Here is a 19,936-nt window from a genome sequence, read left to right on the forward strand (position 1 = left end):
CTCCTTACAGCTAAAAGCTAAGCAGAAAGGATAATTAACATGGTAAAAATAAGCATAATATTGCCTATAACTTCAAAAGAAGGAGGGATAGTGAATTGTTTAAGATCCATTCTTAATCAGTCTTTTCAAGAGTTTGAATTAATATTGATAAATACAGGTGCTTCAAAAAAAATAATAAAAGAAGCACATGAATTTAAAAAGAAAGATAATAGAATTAAGTTTTTAAATGAAACAATTAGCGATATACCTTCAGCAAAAAATGCAGGAATTGTACATGCTCAAGGTGATTATATTGGGTTTATTGACATTCACGATATGATGCACTCAAATATGCTTGAAATATTGTACAGTGAAATGCTTCTGAACAAAGCAGATATAAGTATTTGCGATTTTAAGCCAATAGAAGAAGGCGTTTATTTATCACACGAAAGTGAGGTACTAAAAAATAAAGTAGCCATTCATGAGGCGAAAATTTTAAATAACCAAGAGGCTCTTAGATATTTATACAGCACTGACCGGACATTTACCATGAATTGGAATAAATTATATAAGAAAGAGTTAATTGCTCAATACCCATTTCCGAAAGATACATTAGATGAAGAAGAATTCACAGCACACCAATTACTTTTTCAATCTACAACAGTTGTATATATAAAAGCAGATTTATATTTTTATGTTATTGTTCCTGGTAGGAAAGGCAGTATTACTCCAATAACTATGACAAAGCAAATGTTTAAGAAAATGAAAGCATTATATGAAAGAGTAAATCTATTTCACTCAAACAACTTACCTGAGCTGGAAAAATTAGCGCTCAGGCATTTTAGTGAACACTTTTTCTGGTATTATATTGAATCCCAAAAAGCACTGCCTGATGCAAGCCGGGAAAGGAAAGAGATATTTAAATTATTTAAAAAGTTATATCCTAAAATTATAATGAATAAATCTGAAAATATAAAAAAGAAAATTGTTTACAGTGTATTCATAGTAAGTCCTAATCTCTATAATCAATTAACTGTAAACTTAGAAAGAAGAAAGGAGGGCGCATAATGAAAAAAAAACTTCTATTTGTGATAGATTCGTTAGCTTGTGCTGGAGCAGAAAAAAGTCTTGTAACGCTGTTGAACCTGATCAACTATGAAAAATATGAAGTGGATCTTCAGCTTTTTAATTATGGAGGAGAGCTAGAAGAATTAGTTCCTAAACAGGTGAATTTGCTTCCACCTCTTCAATATATGGATCATGTCAAAAAAAATTTATGGAATTCACTTATAAGCTCCCCGCTCACACATAGTATGGCGAGAATTCAATATTCTTATAAGTTAAGATTAAAAAAATCAGATAATATAACTAAGGCACGGCTTTTTTGGAAAAGTGCCAGTAAAGTAATTTCTGAAAACCCTGTTTTGTATGATTCAGCTATCGCTTATGCACAGGGGGTGCCAACGTTTTATGTGTCAGAAAAAGTAAATGCATTAAAGAAACTGGCGTGGGTAAACGTAAGCTACTATTTGAAGGGTGAAAATAAAATATTCCAGGAAAAACATTATAATAAATTTGATGCTGTAGTTACTGTATCAGGAACAACCAAAGATATCTTTACGCAGAATAAACTAAATATTAAAGGGGATCTAAAAGTAATATATGATATAAATAATCCAAAAATGATTTCAAAAATGGCTGATAATGGAGAAGGATTTCAAGATAAATATAAGGGTATTAAAATTCTTACAATAGGCAGATTAGCAAAACAAAAAGGTTATGATATCGCAATGGAAGCATGTTCACGTCTAAAAAAAGGTGGACTAAATTTTCGATGGTATGTTTTAGGGAAAGGACCATTAGAATCAGAAATAAAATCTAGAATTAAAGAGCTAAATATTGAAAAAGAAATGATTTTATTGGGAGTCAAGTCAAATCCTTATCCTTTTATAAAGGAAGCGGATATATATGTACAGACTTCCAGATTTGAAGGTTTCGGAATTGCTTTAGCGGAAGCAAGAATGTTAAATACGCCGATTGTAACTACTCGTTTTGATGCAGTGGAAAGTCAGATGAAACATAATGAAAACGGAATTATTGTAGATATTGACCCAGAAGCTGTCTACTTCGGTATAAAAAAACTTGTAGAAGAACCTGCATTAAGAGAAAAAATAATCAGTTATCAAAAACTAGAAGCAAAAGGAAATGTTGAAGAGATTAATAAATTTTATGAGCTCGTTGAAACATAAGAAAGGAGCAGTACATGAAAAAAGTTCTTTTTATCTTAATAAATATGAATGTAGGCGGAACAGAAAAATCTTTTTTGAATTTAGTAGATCAGCTGCCGCAGGATCAATATGATATTTCATTGCTGCTTCTCGAAAATAAAGGGGGTTTGTTAAAGGAGATTCCTTCTCATATAAGAATATTAGAACTTAAAGAGTACGCTAATATAAAGCCTAAGTTGTCTTGTAGTCCCAGGTCTCAATTAAAAAGATCGTTATTAAAACGCTCCTTTAGGGAAGCGTTTTTTTTCATGTACACATATATCTATAGAAAAGTTAAGAATGATTCCCGTCTGTACTATAAATTTTTGATGAAAGACGTGCCAGAATTAAAAGAGGATTTCGATTTGGCAATAGCTTATGCAGGTCCGATGAATTTTATAACATATTTTACAAATTACCGCGTGAAGGCCAAGGAGAAGATACAGTGGATTCATTTTGATATTACACGAATAGGATTCGATCCAATTTTCGCAAAACATATGTATCAACAATTCAATAAAATTTACGTTGTGTCGAAGCAAGCTGCTGAGAAGTTGATACATTTAATTCCTGACATTAAAAATAAAGTTGAAGTTCATGAAAATATTGTATCATCATCGAAAATTAAAGAAATGGCTTCTAGTAAGGAGGTATTAAAATATCCCGGGATCAAAATTGTTACCGTAGGAAGGCTGACAAAGGAAAAAGCCCCGGAAAGAGCTTTAAAAGTATGCAAGGACTTAATTGATCACGGCTTCAATATAACATGGCACTGGATAGGCGACGGAAATTTAAAAGCTCATATGATGCAATTAGTAATCGAGTACAACTTAGAAGGGATTTTCATTCTGGAAGGTTCTCAAGTAAATCCTTATCCCTATATTAATCAAGCAAATATATATGTGCAGCCTTCTGATCATGAAGGATATTGTATAACAATAGCTGAAGCTAAAGCGCTGAATAAGCCCATCGTTACTACTGCTACAGCTGGTGCAATGGATCAGATCACACATAACATAACTGGTTTAATCACTAAAATAGACGATCAAAGTCTTTTTAATGGAGTTGTAACCCTACTAAAAGATTCTTCATTAAGACATTCACTAATTCAAGCATTGAATACAGAAGTAGAAACCGTACGCAAAAATTTCATTTAAAAAGGAGGTAGAATCAAATGAAAGAAAGTCTTAAAAAAATATCATCATTATTTAATAAAAGAGAGAGAAAGAAATTCGGATTAATTTTTATACTCATGATAGGCGCAGCTTTATTGGAGACATTGGGTGTAGGTTTAATGCTCCCATTTGTCGGGATCATTACAAACCCTGACATAATTAATTCACAGCCGATTTTAAATTACGTATACGAATTGTTTAACTTTACAAGCTTTACGCAATTTACGATATTTCTTGTAATAATAATGATGAGTTTATTTTTATTTAAAAATGTATATTTACTAGCTTTCTTCTATGTTCAATACAGAATTTTGCTTAATCAGCAGGTGAAGCTTTCCAGTCAGCTGCTAAAAAGTTATTTAAAGAAACCATATACTTTTCACTTACAACGGAATTCATCAGATTTGCTGAGAAATGTAACTGCTGAAGTACCTAAAGTATTTCAAGGTATGATATTGCCTGCCTTTCAGCTGATGACGGAAATATTAGTAATAACTTTTATATTAACATTATTAGTGCTTACTGCACCTGTGGCTACTATATCAGCAATTGGAATATTAGGATTAAGCATCGGACTTTTTTACGGAATATTCAAGAAAAAAATATCGCGATTAGGAACGGAACAGCAAGCTGTAACCGGGAAAATGATTAAATGGATTAACCAAAGTCTTGGTGCGAGTAAAGATGTAAAAGTTACAGGAAAAGAAAACTTCTTCATAAAAAGTTTCCAGCATTACAGTCAAATAAAAGCAAATAATGGCAGATATATAAAAATGCTGGATCAAAGCCCGAGATTATTTATTGAAACACTTTTAGTAGCAACTGTTTTGATAACTATGCTTATTGTCATTTTTCAAGGAGCAAACACAGCAGAAATTGTTACAACAATGGCACTTTTTGCAATGGCAGCATTTCGTCTAATGCCATCTATTACGAGAGTCTTATCGATGGTTACTCAAATAAAATATAATTATCCTGCGCTAGAAGTCGTATTTAACGATTTAAATATCGATAATGAAGAGTTTACGGAGCAATTACAATTATCCAGTGAAGAACAAAAGAATAAAACATTTAAGCATCTATTAAAGATGGATCATGTTTCTTATAGGTATCCTGCTCAGGAAGCACATGCTTTAAGCAATGTAACTGCGGAGATTCCCATTGGTTCTTCTGTCGCTTTTATCGGAGCATCGGGGTCAGGAAAAACTACGGCGATGGATATCATGCTCGGATTGTTAAAGCCTCAGGAAGGTAAAATCACTATTGACGGTCAGGAAATCAGTAAACAGAAAAAATTATGGCAGCGAAACATTGGCTATATACCGCAAGTTATCTTTTTATCCGATGACACTATTTTAAGAAATATCGCTTTTGGAATTGAAGAAAATGAAATTGATGAGAAAGCAGCGTGGAAAGCATTAGAACAGGCTCAACTAAAAGAGTTTGTGGAATCTCTACCAGATTCGATATACACAAATATCGGAGAAAGGGGAGCAAGAATATCAGGAGGACAAAGGCAGAGAATCGGTATTGCCAGAGCGTTGTATCATGATCCTCAGATACTGTTTATGGACGAAGCTACATCAGCGCTTGATAACAACACTGAAAAAGAAATCATGAACTCTCTCAATCAGTTGAAAGGAGCAAAAACACTTATCATCATTGCCCATAGACTATCCACTATAGAAAATTGCGACATTATATACGAAATGAAAAACGGCTCGCTTATAAATGTCAGGAAATTCGAAAAATCTATTGTTTGAAGGGAGGAGTGGTTGTGAGTAATGCAATCGTGAGTGTTGGGGTAACGGTATATAATCTCGAGAAATATATTGAAAAGTGTATTCTCTCGATATTGAACCAAACATTCACAGATTTCGAATTAATTATCATCGATGATGGATCTTCTGATAACAGCAGATCGATTTGTGAAAAATTATCTACCATCGACGCAAGAATTAGTTATGTATTCCAGGAAAATAAAGGAGTATCTGCTGCAAGAAATAAAGCTTTAGATCTTTTCAAAGGAGAATATTATTTACTGGTAGATGGAGACGATACACTGCATCCTGATATGATCAAGAAATTATATTACCTCTGCAGAGAATATAATGCAGAGATTGCTACTTGCAAATTGCTTTCAGTGAAATCAGATAGTGAGATTAAGTTTGAATATTACGCAGAAAGTACAATTCAATTATTAAACAATAAAACTGCGTTAACAATGCTGTTAAAAAATAACTTTACCGGATTCGGTCTCTGCAATAAATTATTCAAAAAAGAATTATTTGAAGAGGTGAAATTTCCATTAAACAGAAAATTTGAAGACGCTGCGATACAATATAAATTACTTTATAAAGCGAAAAGAATAATAATGACAGATGAAAAATTGTATTATTATTTGATTCATGCAGCAAGCACTACAAGAGCTGATTTGCAGAATTACAGTAGTGGAAGGTTAGATATTATAATGAATTTTGAAGAAAGTTATCAATTTATGAAAGATAATCATTTGCCTGAGGAAATTGTTGAGCTTAACTTAGCTAATTATTACCGTTCCCTAAGGGGGCTCACAATCGATATTCTTAATGCAGATATGAAAGATCAAAAAAAAGCATTAAAAATAGTGAATAAGCAAATTAAAAAATGGAAACAGAAAATGATTAATAATTCTCAAGTAACAACGAAAGAAAAAACACTGTTGTGGATTTGGGCTAAAATGCCTAATATCACCTTGAACGTCTACAAAATAAGAAATAAGTTAATTTTATAATAAGAGAATAACTGTTTTACTCTTTGTTTATCAATGCAAGCTAATATAGGAGGCAATGAAATGAAAATTCTTGTAACCGGTGGAGCGGGCTTTATAGGAAGCCACACTGTAGTGGAGCTGATACAGAGCGGCCATGAGATTACTATTGCAGATAACTTCAGCAATAGTAATAAGGAGGTTTTAAGCCGTATTAAGCTAATTACAGGACAAGAAACATCCTGTTACTGTGCAGACTTAAGAAAAGAAGAGGTAGTAAACAGGATATTCAGAATTGAACGACCAGAAGCAGTAATACATTTTGCAGGTTTAAAAGCAGTGGGTGAATCTGTGGCAGATCCACTCTCTTACTATGATCATAATATTGGGTCTACAATTAATTTGCTTAAAAGTATGAGGATATATGACACACGAATTATGGTATTCAGTTCTTCAGCGACGGTCTACGGTGATCAGCAGCATATGCCGGTGACGGAAAATGCTAGTCTCTCGGTAACTAATCCCTATGGAAGAACAAAGCTGATTCTTGAAAAAATGCTGGAAGATGCAGGGAAAGCCTATCCGGAAATGAGTATATCTATCCTGAGATACTTCAACCCAATAGGTGCTCATCACAGCGGACTTATTGGAGAAGAACCACAGGGAACTCCAAATAATCTGGCTCCCTTTCTTATGCAGGCTGCTGCAGGCGTAAAAAAAGAGCTGAAAGTATTTGGGTCTGATTATGACACACCTGACGGAACAGGAATTAGAGATTATATCCATGTGACAGATCTGGCGCTAGGTCATATTGCAGCATTAAATAAAGGTATGGATCATACAGGAGTTGGAACTTACAATCTTGGCACAGGAGAAGGGACAAGTGTACTTCAATTAATCACAGCTTTTGAAGAAGTTACTGGAAAACACGTTCCTTTTGTTGTTACCGATAGAAGAGAAGGGGATGTAGCTGTAAGTTATGCAGATACAAACAAAGCTAGAAAAGAGTTAGGGTGGAGAGCGAAACGGAATATCAAAACAATGTGCGAGGATATGTGGAGATGGCAGCTGCAATTTCCGAAAGGATACAAAAACATTAAAACATTGGAGGCTGAAAAGAGATGAAAGGAATTATTCTTGCCGGAGGTAAAGGAACGCGACTTTATCCTCTAACGAAATCAATGTCGAAGCAGTTGCTGCCAGTGTATGATAAACCTATGATTTATTATCCATTATCTGTTTTAATGCTTGCAGGTATAAAAGAAATCTTAATAATTTCAACAAAAGAGGACACTCCGAGATTCGCGCAGCTTTTAGGCTCAGGTGAAGATTTGGGGGTGTCCATTTCTTATGCAGTGCAAGAAGAAGCGAAAGGTCTGGCAGATGCATTCATCGTAGGAGAATCCTTTATTGGTAATGAGGATGTCGCTTTAATACTTGGAGATAACATATTCTACGGTCATGAATTTACGTATCATCTGGAGAAAGTACGTAATAATAATCGCGGAGCTACGGTGTTTGGCTATAATGTTAAGGATCCCGAAAGGTTCGGAGTAGTAGAGTTTGCGGAAAATGGAGATGTAATGTCTGTGGAAGAAAAACCAGCTGCTCCCAAATCAAATTATGCCATTACAGGACTTTACTTCTTTGATAATAGAGTAGTGTCCTTTGCTAAAAAAGTAAAACCTTCTGAAAGAGGAGAAATTGAGATTACGGATATTCTTGACCAGTATCTTGCTGATCAAACGTTAAAAGTTGAACTTCTAGGACGTGGTTTTGCCTGGCTTGATACAGGCACTCATGAATCTCTCCTGGAAGCTTCTCAATTTATAGAAATTATTGAAAAAAGGCAGAGTTTGAAAGTTGCATGCCTGGAAGAAATTTCCTATATTAAAGGGTATATAAATAAGACGGAGCTTTTGGAACTGGCAGGACCTTTAGCGAAAACCGAGTATGGAAAATATCTGGTAAGGATCGCTAACGTAGATTCACCACACATGTCTAAAGTAACTGCTATCTAAAGGGAGGAAATAAGAGATGAATGTACTTGTGACTGGAGGAGCGGGATTTATTGGAAGACATCTCGTCGATATGCTGGAAAAAGAATATCTGGTAGTTAATGTAGACAAATTAACTTATGCAGGCGATCCGGAAGCGACTGCTTCGCAAAAGAATTTTATTAAAGGTGATATTTTAGATCAAAAGAAAATGGAAGAAATAATCCAGCATTATCATATCGATACAATCGTTCATGCTGCCGCAGAAAGTCATGTAGACCGCAGTATCGTACATCCTCTTGTTTTTACGGATACAAATGTAAAAGGTACGCAGGTTCTTCTGGAAGCAGCTAAAAACTGCGAAGTAAAAACGTTCGTTCAGGTTTCAACCGATGAAGTGTATGGAAGTTTAGGACAGAAAGGACTGTTTTATGAAGATTCTCCTATTTCTCCTAACAGTCCCTACGCAGCGAGCAAAGCCTCAGGAGATTTAATTACACTTGCTTATGGCAGGACATACGGAATGAAGGTCATGATCACTAGATGTTCCAACAACTACGGTCCATATCAGTTCCCTGAAAAGTTAATTCCCAGACTCATTGGGAAAGCATTATATGATGAACATCTTCCTATTTACGGTGACGGATTAAACATCAGGGATTGGCTGCACGTGGAAGATCACTGCCGGGCGATAAAATTAGTAATGGAAGAAGGGATTGACGGAGAGGTTTATAATATCGGATGCCAATCTGAAAAGACCAATCTGGAAATTGCAAAAAGTATATTGATGAGCCTGGATAAACCTCAAAGTTTAATATCCTATGTATCTGATAGGCTGGGACACGACAGACGCTACGCAATAAATGCTGATAAAATACAGCGTGAGCTTGGATGGCAGCCATTAATTGATATGGAAAGCGGTCTCCGTTCTACCATTGAATGGTATAAAGAGAACAAAGACTGGTGGGAGAAAAAGTGGTATGAGGGCAGGAGAAGGGAGGCAGTTAAATGAATATTGTATACACCCCATTTATAGGAGTGAAAATCTTAGAGCCGCAGCTGCATGAAGACAGCCGTGGTTTTTTTATGGAATCTTTTAATGAGAGGGTTTTAGAAAGGGCAGATATTTTATTGCCTACAAAACAGGAAAACCATTCCCTTTCCGTGCAAAAGGGTACTTTAAGAGGACTCCATTTACAGCTCCCACCCTATGAACAGGCGAAACTCATAAGAGTCATTCATGGAGAAATACTGGATGTAATTGTAGATTTGAGAAACAATTCACCCTCATTTAAGCAGCATTACAAGATAGTACTGAGTGCTGAAAATAAGAAACAATTATATATACCTAAAGGCTTTGCACATGGATTTGTCACATTAACTGAAAATACAGAGGTCATCTACAAAACTGATGAATACTATGCTCCTGAATTTGAAGGTGGAATCATTTGGAATGATAAAGAATTAAATATTGATTGGGGTACATTTGAACCTCTTTTGTCTAATAAAGACAGATCAATGCCTCCATTGACAGAAGCAATGGAAAAATTTTCAGATAGAAATGGGGGAGAAAATCTTGTTAAAACGAATGATTGACACTTCTGTATCATTTGTATTACTGCTTTTACTTTCTCCCGTATTCTTATTCACTTATATCAAGTTAAAAACAAGTATCGGTTCTCCTGTCATCTTTAAGCAGGTCAGACCGGGGAAGAATGAAGTTCTGTTTACACTTTATAAGTTTCGTACGATGAATAATAAAAAAGACGGTAATGGAAATCTGCTGCCTGATCATGAAAGACTTACAGATACAGGGAAATGGATAAGAAAAAGGAGTTTAGATGAATTGCCTCAGCTTTGGAATGTATTAAAAGGAGATATCAGCCTTGTAGGTCCAAGGCCACTGCTTGTGCAATATTTAGACTTGTATTCTGCGGATCAGAAAAAGCGGCACTTTTTGAAGCCTGGCATAACCGGCTGGGCGCAGGTAAATGGAAGAAATGAAATTTCCTGGAAAGAAAAGTTTGAATACGATTTATATTATGTAGAGAATCAGACACTGCTTTTTGATATGCAAATCTTGTGGTTAACTGTATGGAAAGTGTTGAAAAAAGAAGGAATAGAGCAGGAGGGAGGAGTTACTCCTTTTGAAGGGAATAAAATTCAATGAAAATATTTGCTGGTTTTGTAATCGTGATCATCGTCGGAGGTGTACTTTATTACACCTCAAATGAAAGGATCATAGTAGCAGAGCAGACTGTATATATAGAAAACCTTCCTCGGTCATTCGAAAATTTTAAGATATTGCAAATTGCCGATCTTCATGAAAAAAGATTTGGTAATAACCAGCAGCGACTGACAGAGACTATTAACGGAATAACATATGATGCGGTAGTAATTACTGGAGACCTGCTGGATCAGGAAACCAGCACAAACTTTGACCCTGCCTATGAATTGTTAGATGGAATTACGCTTCCGGCAAACACTTGGTTCGTAAAAGGGAATACTGATCCTAATGCTTATCAGCCCCCAGAAGAAAGAACTCAAGAAATACCGGAATTCATTGAAGGATTAGAGAAAAGAGGGGTTAAGCAGCTTGATTCTATTGAAGTAGTTGAAAAAAATGGAGACTCGATGATCTTTGCAGATTTTGAAATGATACTGCGAAATTCGACAGAGTACAAACCGGCTGCGCAAAATCAATATGCAGCTCAACTGGATGAAGATATGCAGATGCTGAATTCTCTTGAAGAAAACACACCACTTATTTCTTTGTTCCACTATCCATTAGCGGATGTGAGATTGGACATTTATGAGGCGGATGAAAACATAAAATTACCCCCAATAGATCTTCATATTGCAGGTCATTACCACGGCGGACAAATCAGAATTCCTTTATTCGGAGCACTTATTGTACCAGAGGCATATTACGATAATTATGGACTGTTTCCCGATCAGGATAGAATCCGGGGGCTGTGGGAATATAATAACTTAAAGCAATATGTCAGTACAGGGCTAGGAGCAAGTAATACTTTGGGGATATTTAAATTCAGGTTATTTAATCCTCCGGAAGTAAACCTTATTACTTTAAAAAGCAACACAATCAATGATTAAAGGAGCGATATTATGCAAACATCCCCATTAATAAGTGTAATAATTCCTGTATATAATGGCGCGGAGTATATTGAAACATGTTTTCAAAGTATAATATCTCAATCTTATCAAAATTTAGAGATCATTATAATTAATGATGGTTCTGAGGATAACAGCAGCGAAATATGTGACTATTATGCATCGAAAGATCAAAGAATTAAAGTAATTCATCAGGAAAATAAGGGATTGTCTGCTGTTAGAAATCGCGGTGTAAGAGAGTCCAAAGGTGATTATATAGGTTTTGTAGATTCCGATGACTATATTCATTCCGATATGTATAAAATTTTGCTGAATAATTTATTGTTAACGAATGCAGGTGTATCTATGTGTAATTTCAAAAAAGTATACCAGAGAAATTTTACAAATAATAAAAATAATGAGTTACCAGACAGTGAAAAACTAAATGTAATCTCAAAGCAGGAAGCTTTCGAACATCTCTTTGCAGATACGAATGTTAATTTAGTGGTTCCCTGGAATAAATTATACAAAAAAGAAATTATTCGTAAAGTGCAATATCCTGAAGGGAAGGTTCATGATGATGAGTTTACTGTACACCATATCATTCAAGCCACGAACAAAATAGTGATAACTGAGCAAAATTTATATTATTACTATCATCATCCCTCCAGTTTTATGAATGAATCTTATAACTTAAAGCGACTGGATGCTGTTACGGCACTGCGGGAGCGATTTGAATTTTTTATGAATAATAAATACATTCAGTTTCAGTCCAGGGCCTTAAACATGTATATGCACCATCTAATTATTCATTACAATTTACTTGAAAAAAATCTGCCGGAGGAAACTTTAAAGCTAAAAGAATTAATAGACATGTATCGAAGTGATTTTAACAAATATCAGAACTTGCTCCCTGCCAGACGTAAAATTGAATTGCATATGTTTTTTATTCATCCTCAGATTTTTAAACTCTATATTTTTAATCGTAAAAAACTGTATAATTTAAAAATAAACACGCTGAAGTTAAAAAGATTATCGAAAGAGAAAATTTGACTCTTAGCAGTAAGTGAATATTTAATAAACAGATGAATTAATTTTTATATACAATGCTTTAAATGGAATAAGGATTAAATTGAAAATCTGCACTTTAAGCGAAGCTATAAAAATCCATTTTTAACTAGCTGAGCTGGAGGGGTCTTTATCTAAAGAGACTCCCCAAAAGTTAATGTACGAAAATGAAAATAAGTTACAATGCTGGTAAATATACAACTAACTGTCATTGATGAAATCCATTATAATTATTCACGATAGTATTATTGATTGATATTATGTAAAAGCGGGTATAGATAACCTAGGTCTGGAAAAGGGGGTGAAATCATGAACAAACGCATCCCGATAGTTTTAGAAACCGACCGGAAATCATATGACCTTGCTGTAGACAATATGATAAGTGAAGGCGGTCCTGTAGTCAGCATCGAAAATAAAGAGGACACTGAGGATAAAGAGAAACCACTTCATTAGAAAATGATAAAGGAGAAATTTTATGCTTAGCCAATTCCTAAAATAAAAGCACTCTGTCCTTTGATATATAAGGAACAGAGTGCTTTTTTGTTGTGCTTACATAATGAAAGTAATGTTTAACTTTTATGTAAAGAAGGAAAAGTTTCCCTGACACTACAAACGGAGGGATACTTACATGAAAACTCATCAGCTTTATATCAACGGGGAATACACTAAATCTACTACGGAAGATATGCTTAAAATTACTAATCCAGCGACAGAGGAAGTGATTTCCCAGACGCCGAACGGAACCGAAGAGGATGTAGAGAAGGCAGTGCAGGCCGCATGGGATGCGCAGACGTCATGGAGTAAAGTACCGTCGAATGAACGCGGGCAAATTGTACGTGAGATAGGTTTAAAAATGCAGGAAAATAAAGAAACCTTTATTGAACTGCTGATAGAAGAGCAGGGGAAAAGCTATGAAATGGCGACAGGAGAAGTGGAACTTGCGATTGATTATTTCCAATATATGTCCGAATGGGCAAGACGGATTGAAGGAGAAATTCTGCCAAGTGACCGTCCGAACGAAAATATATTTATTCATAAAAGACCAATTGGCGTAGTAGCAGGAATTGTACCTTGGAACTTTCCGGTATTTATTCTGGCAAGAAAAGTTGCAACTTCCCTGATTGCAGGCTGCACAATTGTGCTTAAACCAAGCCAGCAGACACCGAATACAGCTGCCTACTTCACAGAAATGGTGCATGAAATGGGAGTCATTCCCAAGGGTGTCTATAACCTGGTAACGGGTAAGGGATCCACGATCGGTAATGCAATGGCTTCTCATGAAAAAGTAGCTATGGTCACTATGACAGGAAGTGTGCCGGCAGGAAGTAAAGTAATGGAAGCCGCTGCGAAAAATATTACGAAAGTAAATCTGGAGCTCGGCGGTAAAGCCCCTGCGATCGTGACAGAATATGCAAACCTTGATACTGCAGTGAAAAACATTACAAAAAGCCGTATTATTAATGCAGGCCAGGCATGTACTAATGCAGAACGTGTGTATGTACATGAAGATGTCGCAGAAGAATTCACGAAAAAAATTGCAGAGTCAATGCAGAATGTTACCTACGGAGATCCGTTGAAAGATAAATCCTTGGATATGGGACCACTTGTAAACCAGGAACGCATGGATGAAGTAGATGAAATGGTACAGGAAGCAGTAAAGAATGGAGCTAAAGTGCTTGCAGGAGGTAAGCCGGCGGATGTAGAAAAAGGCTTCTTTTATGAACCTACCGTACTTTCCAATGTATCTCAGGAAATGAATATTATTCAGGAAGAGATATTTGGCCCGGTACTTCCAATCGTCACTTATAAAACGCTGGATGAAGTAATAGAGAAAGCAAATGACTCTGACTATGGTCTTTCTTCTTCGATTTTTACAGATAACTACCATCAGGCAATGAAGCTCACAGAAGGTCTTCGCTTTGGTGAAACATTTGTAAATCGCGAAAATTTCGAAGCGGTACAAGGTTTCCATGCCGGCTTCAGAAAATCAGGCATCGGCGGAGCAGATGGAAAGCATGGACTGGAAGAATTCCTAATCACACAGACAGTTTACATGGAATTCAATGACGAACAGCAATAAAATATTTCCCTCCTGTGAAAAACAGGAGGGTTTTTCTTTATGGAAATGATACAATAGAGATTAAACTATGCAGAAATTAAAGGGGATCAACCATGGAAGAGAAAAAAGTTATTTCATCACTACCGGAATTTATACAATCAGCCTGGGAAACTTCCGGCTTTACGGAATTTACAGCTGTACAGAAAGATATGATTTCTCCAGCGCTCGAGGGAAAAGATATTATTGCAGAAGCGCCGACAGGATCAGGTAAAACAGTAGCATATTTGCTGCCTTCTTTAAACAAATTGAAAAAAGACGTGAAGCAGGCACAGCTTGTAATTGTCGTTTCTTCCAGGGAACTGGCCATGCAGACGCTGAATGAAGTCCAGACATGGACCGCAGGCAGCGGTTTCACAAGTGCAGCACTTATCGGCGGAGCAAACGTAAAACGACAGCAGGAGAAGTTGAAAAAAAAGCCGGCAGTTATTGTTGGAACGCCCGGCAGACTTATAGAACTGGTGCAGTCTAAAAAATTAAAAATGCATGAAGTTTCTACGCTTGTTTTTGATGAGGCTGACCAGCTTTTTGCCAAAGAACATTTGAAAGAAGTAGATCAGCTGCTGACTTCAGTGCAAAGAGACTGCCAAAAATTAATTTTATCTGCCACGATTCCAGGAAGGATCGAGCAGCTTGCACAGGAAAGGCTGCAAAAACCTAAAACGATTCGTATTCGAATGGATAAAGAACAGCTCGACAATATGGAACATGTATATCTGGTTGGAGAACGCAGGGATAAAACAAAATTATTCCAGAAACTTGTCGCAATGGACGATTTTTATGGAATAGCTTTTTGTAATGACCGAAATGAACTTCAGACTTATAAGGAAAGACTTGAGTATAAATCGAAAAAGGCAGCAGTGCTCGAAGGTGAAACGAAAAAGCAGGAGAGAGAAGCTGCGATGCAAAAGTTTCGCAGCAGAGAAATTCCTTTATTATTAGCGACAGATGTTGCTTCCCGGGGACTGGATCTGGAGGGACTCACCCATGTGGTACAGCTTGATCTGGCGAATGACGTGCATCAATACGTGCACAGGGCAGGGCGTACAGCAAGAGCTGGAAATAAAGGTACCGTCGTTTCTATAGTGACGGAAGGTGAAAAAGAGCGTCTCCTGCAGATTGGGGAAACGTTAAATTTAAATCTTGAGGAAAAACAGCTGTCTTACGGAAAACTGGTGTAATTGAAAGAGGATTTGGAGAAGTTTAAAAGGAATATAACATTTTAAAATAGGATATTTCACTGTTTTAATGATGTCTTCCAATGAACGTAAAGTTTTTTATGGAGGAGCCTGTTATGAAAACAGGTTCTTTTATTTACGAATTTTACTCTTAGAATTATCATATGAAAGTGGTTAGTTAGCTTAGAATTATGCATCTATCCAGGGATTTCATAGATTAAAGCTGCAGGAGGGATAAGATGAATATTAGACAAGCCAAAGTGGAGGATGCTGCAGGTATTGCGCATTTACATGTAGATAACTGGCTCGCAAATTATAAAGACATTCTTCCTGAAAAAGCATTACGAACCTGGACTTATCAGGAAAGGGAAGCCCGATGGAAAAAAAGTATTAAAAGTGCCATCAGCGGAGGGAATATGACCTTTGTTGCAGAGCAAAATAATTCAATAATAGGGTTTGTTTTATCCGGCACGATGCGGGATGAAAGACTTCGGATGCGTTATTCAGGAGAAGTATATGGTCTGTTTGTGAATAAAAAATTTCAGCGGCAGGGACTTGGAAGAGAACTCTTAAACACATCTTTTCTTCATTTGAAAAATCAACATCATGAGAAAGCAGCAATGTGGACCCTTTCCGAAAATGTCTGCAGATCTTTCTTTCAAAAAACTGGTGCAGACAAAGTGTATGATACTCCAGTGGAAATCGGGGGAAAAACCTACACGAATATTGCCTACGCATGGGAGGAGATTCCGATTACCCGCAGGGACATGCAGTGAGTTGAAATGGATTTAAAAAAGCGGCTGCGATATTTTAAGCAGCTGCTTTTTAACGTTGAATCTGTTATGTTGTGCTCAGCAGAAACTCCGCTCCAGGCATTCCTGCAGTGGAGGAGGAGTTCCTCTGTTTCTTCGCAGCGCTGCGGAAAGCACATGTGAAGTGAGCCGATATCTTGAATCCAGGGAAGACGGTCTTTGTTTTAATTGGATTGGCTGGGCGGAACCCTGCTTAATTTTGCGGGAGAGCGGCAGAATTTCTCTGCAGCAGGCGCCTTTCCTTCTAAAATCATCAGACTTTACCAGAGACTTTCATACAGAAAAACTGCACCATGAAAGATGAAAATAAACACTCCTGTTTAACAGCGTTATTACTTCTTTTTAATGGAAATTTTTATTTTCATAGGAGCTTAACGTTTAAATTCAGATCGTTTTTTCTTTTTCAGTAACTCTTTTTTTTGTGAGATTCTATCTTTTGCAGATACGGTTGCCTGCTTATCTTCTACAAAAGAAACAGCTTTATCATCTTCGATTTGAACATTTCCCCTGGTCCCTTCTTCCGCGTTTTCAGGAAGCTGATCTACAGGCATTATATATTCCCGGTTTAGCTCATCTACTATCAATACTGCGTACTGATTATCTTCTATCCGATCCAGGTAACATCTATAAATATTCATACATACCTCTTTTCTAGTCGGCAACGCACGCTTCACCTTGATTTTTAATATCAGACAAACGGCTTTCACTTATACCATGAATTGCAGTTAAATCAGATACATATTGAAATGGTCGTGCGTCGATAATGTCAGCTGCTCTCTCTTCTCCTATATGGATAATCTGCTCCAGTTCTTCCTTATCAGCTTTATTAATATCAATGCAATCTATGGGGTTTATATTTTCATTGTTTTGAGGGTTATTTTCATTTTTCTGCTCCGATTCCTGCGCCGTAACATTTCCATCAGTTTCTGTTGAAACTGTAACATTATTTCCATCGGATGTTATAATGATATGCCCATGTACATAGGTGCCGTACAGGTCAATCGCCTCATTTTCTACTCGCTCTATTACTTCCGTATGAGGGTGGCCATAGGAGTTATTTTCTCCCGCTGAAATAACAGCAATGTCTGGGTTCACTGCCTCTAGGAATTCTTCGCTCGTTGAAGTGTTCGAACCGTGATGCCCCAGTTGCAATACATCTGCTTCCAAGTTATCAGAACGGTGAAGCATACTTGTTTCTGCATGTGTTTCTCCGTCTCCTGTCAGCAGGAAGGAAGTTTCTCCGAACATAAATTTAGCAGCCAGAGAATCTTCATTTAAATCTCCGGATAAGGAAGCAGGATGCAAAATATCAATACTAAAACTTCCCAGTTCATATGAGTCGCCGGCTCTGGGCTCTTCATAAGCAGCTTCGCTTGCAAGTACTGTATCCAATACCCGCTCATAAGTATCTGAGTCTGATTCAGCGCCGCTCATCCAGACCTCGTTTACATCTAATGCGTTAATTATCAGATCCATCTGACCAATATGATCAGCATGAGGATGGCTGGAGATTAAAATATCCAGATAATCAATCTCGTTCGCTTCTAAATAATCGATTACCAGTGTATTATTCCAATCTCCCGTATCAAAAAGTACTTGATAGGTCCGTATTTCGCTTTCATAGATGAATAATGTTGCATCTGCCTGCCCCGCATTAATAAAATGTACTGTTAATTCGCCTGCCTCTGAAAAGTCAGTTTCATGATATTCATAGAGGTTTTCTGAAGCATTGTTTTCTTCTTCGGGTATCTCCTGCGGACTGTTATCAGGATGATTTTCCTGCTCCGAAGAAATCTGCTCTTGAGCAGATTGATCTGAATTGCTGCCTGCTGTTCCACAGCTGGTAAGCATTATTATTAAAAAAAGCATTAAAATGCTGTATAGACGTAATTTCACTAAAAACCCTCCTAAAGACGTTCCGTATGATTCTGCAAATTAAAACACAGCATGGGTTATTTTGGGAGTGTTCAAATTACATAAAGCCCTATACAATAGAAGATATTAAGTAAGGAGGACGGTATGTGGATTTATGACTTATTTCTGGTGCTATTCGGAATGACCATCGGTGTCATTGCTGCGGAACCGCTGAAGAAAATATTTACAGGCAAGTACACTCAGGATAAAATGCAGCAGAAGCGGGTGAAGCTGCTTACACATTTAAGAAAAAATCCCGGCCGAAAAAAATCAACAGAAGCACTGAATACAGAAATCTTTAACGGGAAAGAAAAAGATGATCGTATATATCAGCTTCTAAAAGATATAGAAGAAACAAAATTAATTCGCTCCACCGAAAAGCAAAATACTATGTACTGGCAGTTTGATCAGAAAGAGTATGAGAAAAACAAGCATAAGTTCAGGTAACAAAATGGATCAAAGCGGAAGGGAGAAAAACAGTATTCCAGTCTCCCTCCGCAAGTTTTTCTTTCACCTGCGTTATCCATTTTATTGAAAAAATGTACTTAGTATGAATTTGCATTATCCCTCTAAATTAATACTTAATCCAGCAAGAGGAAGTGCCTGAGGAAGACTGTGCACTACGAGGAAATTTTTAAAAGAAATTCCAAGAGATACAAGTGTCTGTGCAAGCTCAGGTCGTAATCCGGAAATGATCGCTGTTACCCCGATCAGCTTAAGAGCATCATGCAGCTGAAATAAATTTTGTGCGACTATCGCATCAACGGCATGTACCCCGGACAGGTCAATAATTAAATGCGTGATTCCTAAAGTAGCTGCAGACTCCAAAGTTTTCTCTGTAAGCAGTTTCGCTCTGTAAGTATCTAAAGTACCTATAAGCGGAAGAATGGCAACATTCTTAGTTAAAGGAACAATTGGCACGGACAGTTCAATTAATTCATCGCTTTGCTTGCGGAATTCTGCAGCATGGTTATTCACATACGATTGGCTGAAAGCATAGATGACTTTATCAATGATAGGATCAATCTGGTCAATTATAGAACGGAAATCTGCAAACGTCATTTTTTCCTCTGCGAATCTTTGGCTGAGAAAGCTGTAAATCGAATTTCGGTAAATAGGAAGATCAATCATTACTTCGTCAAGCGGTATGTTTTTAGCATAGGAATAGTTTCCAAGTCCTTTAGCCCATTCTTCTACTTTTCCTAAATGGTTTTCCAGCTCGTCGCCAGCAAGGGCTTCACCGATATAAGTAAGAAAAACTGCCCGGTACTGGAGCGCTTCTTCTTCATTAATCGTATGATTTTTATTGAATACATTATTGTGAATCTCTTTTGCAATTGAATAATTCTCTGCTATCAACGATTGTCCCATTTTCTTGATTATTGAATTTTCCATAAAGCTTTTGAACCCCCATATATATTTGGTTAATTATTTTGTTGCATGACTTCCGTTTAAATAAGTTAATAATTTTTCCTTTATGTAGAGAATATCATCTATTATACCACCGGGTAGACCTAAATTCTAATATAGAACATAAACTTAGTACTGCTTTTATTTATCTGACTAGTAA

The 19,936-nt window shown here is 36.6% G+C and carries 20 protein-coding genes; 17 read left to right on the plus strand and 3 right to left on the minus strand.

Going from position 1 to position 19,936, the window contains the following annotated elements; genetic code table 11:
- Positions 1–39: 39 nt before the first annotated feature.
- From BLP92_RS00750 to BLP92_RS00820, 16 genes are all read left to right on the plus strand, one after another.
- A complete protein-coding gene (locus BLP92_RS00750; RefSeq protein ID WP_090839613.1) occupies positions 40–1,047 on the plus strand; it encodes a glycosyltransferase family 2 protein in 1,008 nt (335 codons plus the stop codon).
- Positions 1,047–2,228, plus strand: a complete 1,182-nt coding sequence (locus BLP92_RS00755; RefSeq protein WP_090839615.1) for a glycosyltransferase — start codon at positions 1,047–1,049, stop codon at positions 2,226–2,228. Before BLP92_RS00750 ends, BLP92_RS00755 begins: the two co-directional genes overlap by 1 nt.
- Positions 2,229–2,242: 14 nt before the next feature.
- The gene (locus BLP92_RS00760; protein WP_090839617.1) at positions 2,243–3,403 is read left to right on the plus strand and encodes a glycosyltransferase; all 1,161 of its coding nucleotides are present in this window, start codon (positions 2,243–2,245) and stop codon (positions 3,401–3,403) included.
- Positions 3,404–3,420: 17 nt separating this feature from the next.
- The gene (locus BLP92_RS00765; protein WP_090839619.1) at positions 3,421–5,184 is read left to right on the plus strand and encodes an ABC transporter ATP-binding protein; all 1,764 of its coding nucleotides are present in this window, start codon (positions 3,421–3,423) and stop codon (positions 5,182–5,184) included.
- A 14-nt stretch (positions 5,185–5,198) separates the two neighbouring features.
- Entirely contained in the window at positions 5,199–6,194 is a 996-nt protein-coding gene (locus BLP92_RS00770; protein WP_175444136.1) for a glycosyltransferase family 2 protein, read from the plus strand.
- Between the two features lie 60 nt (positions 6,195–6,254).
- On the plus strand, positions 6,255–7,295 hold the full coding sequence (galE, locus tag BLP92_RS00775) for a UDP-glucose 4-epimerase GalE (protein WP_090839622.1): 1,041 nt from the start codon (positions 6,255–6,257) through the stop codon (positions 7,293–7,295).
- Positions 7,292–8,191, plus strand: a complete 900-nt coding sequence (gene rfbA, locus BLP92_RS00780; protein WP_090839624.1) for a glucose-1-phosphate thymidylyltransferase RfbA — start codon at positions 7,292–7,294, stop codon at positions 8,189–8,191. Before galE ends, rfbA begins: the two co-directional genes overlap by 4 nt.
- Before the next feature lie 16 nt (positions 8,192–8,207).
- Entirely contained in the window at positions 8,208–9,179 is a 972-nt protein-coding gene (gene rfbB, locus BLP92_RS00785; RefSeq protein ID WP_090839626.1) for a dTDP-glucose 4,6-dehydratase, read from the plus strand.
- Positions 9,176–9,763, plus strand: a complete 588-nt coding sequence (gene rfbC, locus BLP92_RS00790) for a dTDP-4-dehydrorhamnose 3,5-epimerase (RefSeq protein ID WP_090839628.1) — start codon at positions 9,176–9,178, stop codon at positions 9,761–9,763. The genes rfbB and rfbC overlap by 4 nt, the downstream gene beginning before the upstream one ends.
- Positions 9,744–10,337, plus strand: a complete 594-nt coding sequence (locus BLP92_RS00795) for a sugar transferase (protein ID WP_280138077.1) — start codon at positions 9,744–9,746, stop codon at positions 10,335–10,337. The genes rfbC and BLP92_RS00795 overlap by 20 nt, the downstream gene beginning before the upstream one ends.
- Positions 10,334–11,281 (plus strand): metallophosphoesterase, encoded by a 948-nt coding sequence (locus BLP92_RS00800; protein WP_090839632.1) that lies wholly within the window; start codon positions 10,334–10,336, stop codon positions 11,279–11,281. Before BLP92_RS00795 ends, BLP92_RS00800 begins: the two co-directional genes overlap by 4 nt.
- Positions 11,282–11,293: 12 nt before the next feature.
- Positions 11,294–12,331, plus strand: coding sequence for a glycosyltransferase family 2 protein (locus BLP92_RS00805; RefSeq protein WP_090839633.1), 1,038 nt, complete (start codon positions 11,294–11,296; stop codon positions 12,329–12,331).
- Positions 12,332–12,655: 324 nt separating this feature from the next.
- Positions 12,656–12,799 (plus strand): hypothetical protein, encoded by a 144-nt coding sequence (locus tag BLP92_RS17920; RefSeq protein ID WP_175444137.1) that lies wholly within the window; start codon positions 12,656–12,658, stop codon positions 12,797–12,799.
- 175 nt (positions 12,800–12,974) lie between these two features.
- Positions 12,975–14,426 carry an aldehyde dehydrogenase gene (aldA, locus tag BLP92_RS00810; RefSeq protein ID WP_090839635.1) on the plus strand — a complete coding sequence of 484 codons (1,452 nt, stop codon included), beginning with the start codon at positions 12,975–12,977 and terminating at the stop codon, positions 14,424–14,426.
- A gap of 92 nt (positions 14,427–14,518) precedes the next feature.
- Positions 14,519–15,643, plus strand: coding sequence for a DEAD/DEAH box helicase (locus BLP92_RS00815; protein WP_090839637.1), 1,125 nt, complete (start codon positions 14,519–14,521; stop codon positions 15,641–15,643).
- A gap of 236 nt (positions 15,644–15,879) precedes the next feature.
- Positions 15,880–16,416, plus strand: coding sequence for a GNAT family N-acetyltransferase (locus tag BLP92_RS00820; protein WP_090839639.1), 537 nt, complete (start codon positions 15,880–15,882; stop codon positions 16,414–16,416).
- 407 nt (positions 16,417–16,823) lie between these two features.
- Here BLP92_RS00820 and BLP92_RS00830 read toward each other — a convergent pair whose 3' ends face one another.
- Entirely contained in the window at positions 16,824–17,090 is a 267-nt protein-coding gene (locus BLP92_RS00830) for a DUF3006 family protein (RefSeq protein WP_090839643.1), read from the minus strand.
- 13 nt (positions 17,091–17,103) lie between these two features.
- The gene (locus BLP92_RS00835) at positions 17,104–18,348 is read right to left on the minus strand and encodes an MBL fold metallo-hydrolase (protein ID WP_090839645.1); all 1,245 of its coding nucleotides are present in this window, start codon (positions 18,346–18,348) and stop codon (positions 17,104–17,106) included.
- 123 nt (positions 18,349–18,471) lie between these two features.
- Here BLP92_RS00835 and BLP92_RS00840 point away from each other — a divergent pair, with 123 nt between their 5' ends.
- Entirely contained in the window at positions 18,472–18,813 is a 342-nt protein-coding gene (locus BLP92_RS00840) for a hypothetical protein (RefSeq protein ID WP_090839647.1), read from the plus strand.
- Positions 18,814–18,927: 114 nt separating this feature from the next.
- On the opposite strand, the gene BLP92_RS00845 is transcribed toward BLP92_RS00840, so the two are convergent.
- The gene (locus BLP92_RS00845) at positions 18,928–19,761 is read right to left on the minus strand and encodes an STAS domain-containing protein (protein WP_090839649.1); all 834 of its coding nucleotides are present in this window, start codon (positions 19,759–19,761) and stop codon (positions 18,928–18,930) included.
- Between the last annotated feature and the right edge of the window lie 175 nt (positions 19,762–19,936).

It is taken from the genome of Alkalicoccus daliensis, assembly GCF_900103955.1.
Lineage (GTDB): Bacteria > Bacillota > Bacilli > Bacillales > Salisediminibacteriaceae > Alkalicoccus > Alkalicoccus daliensis.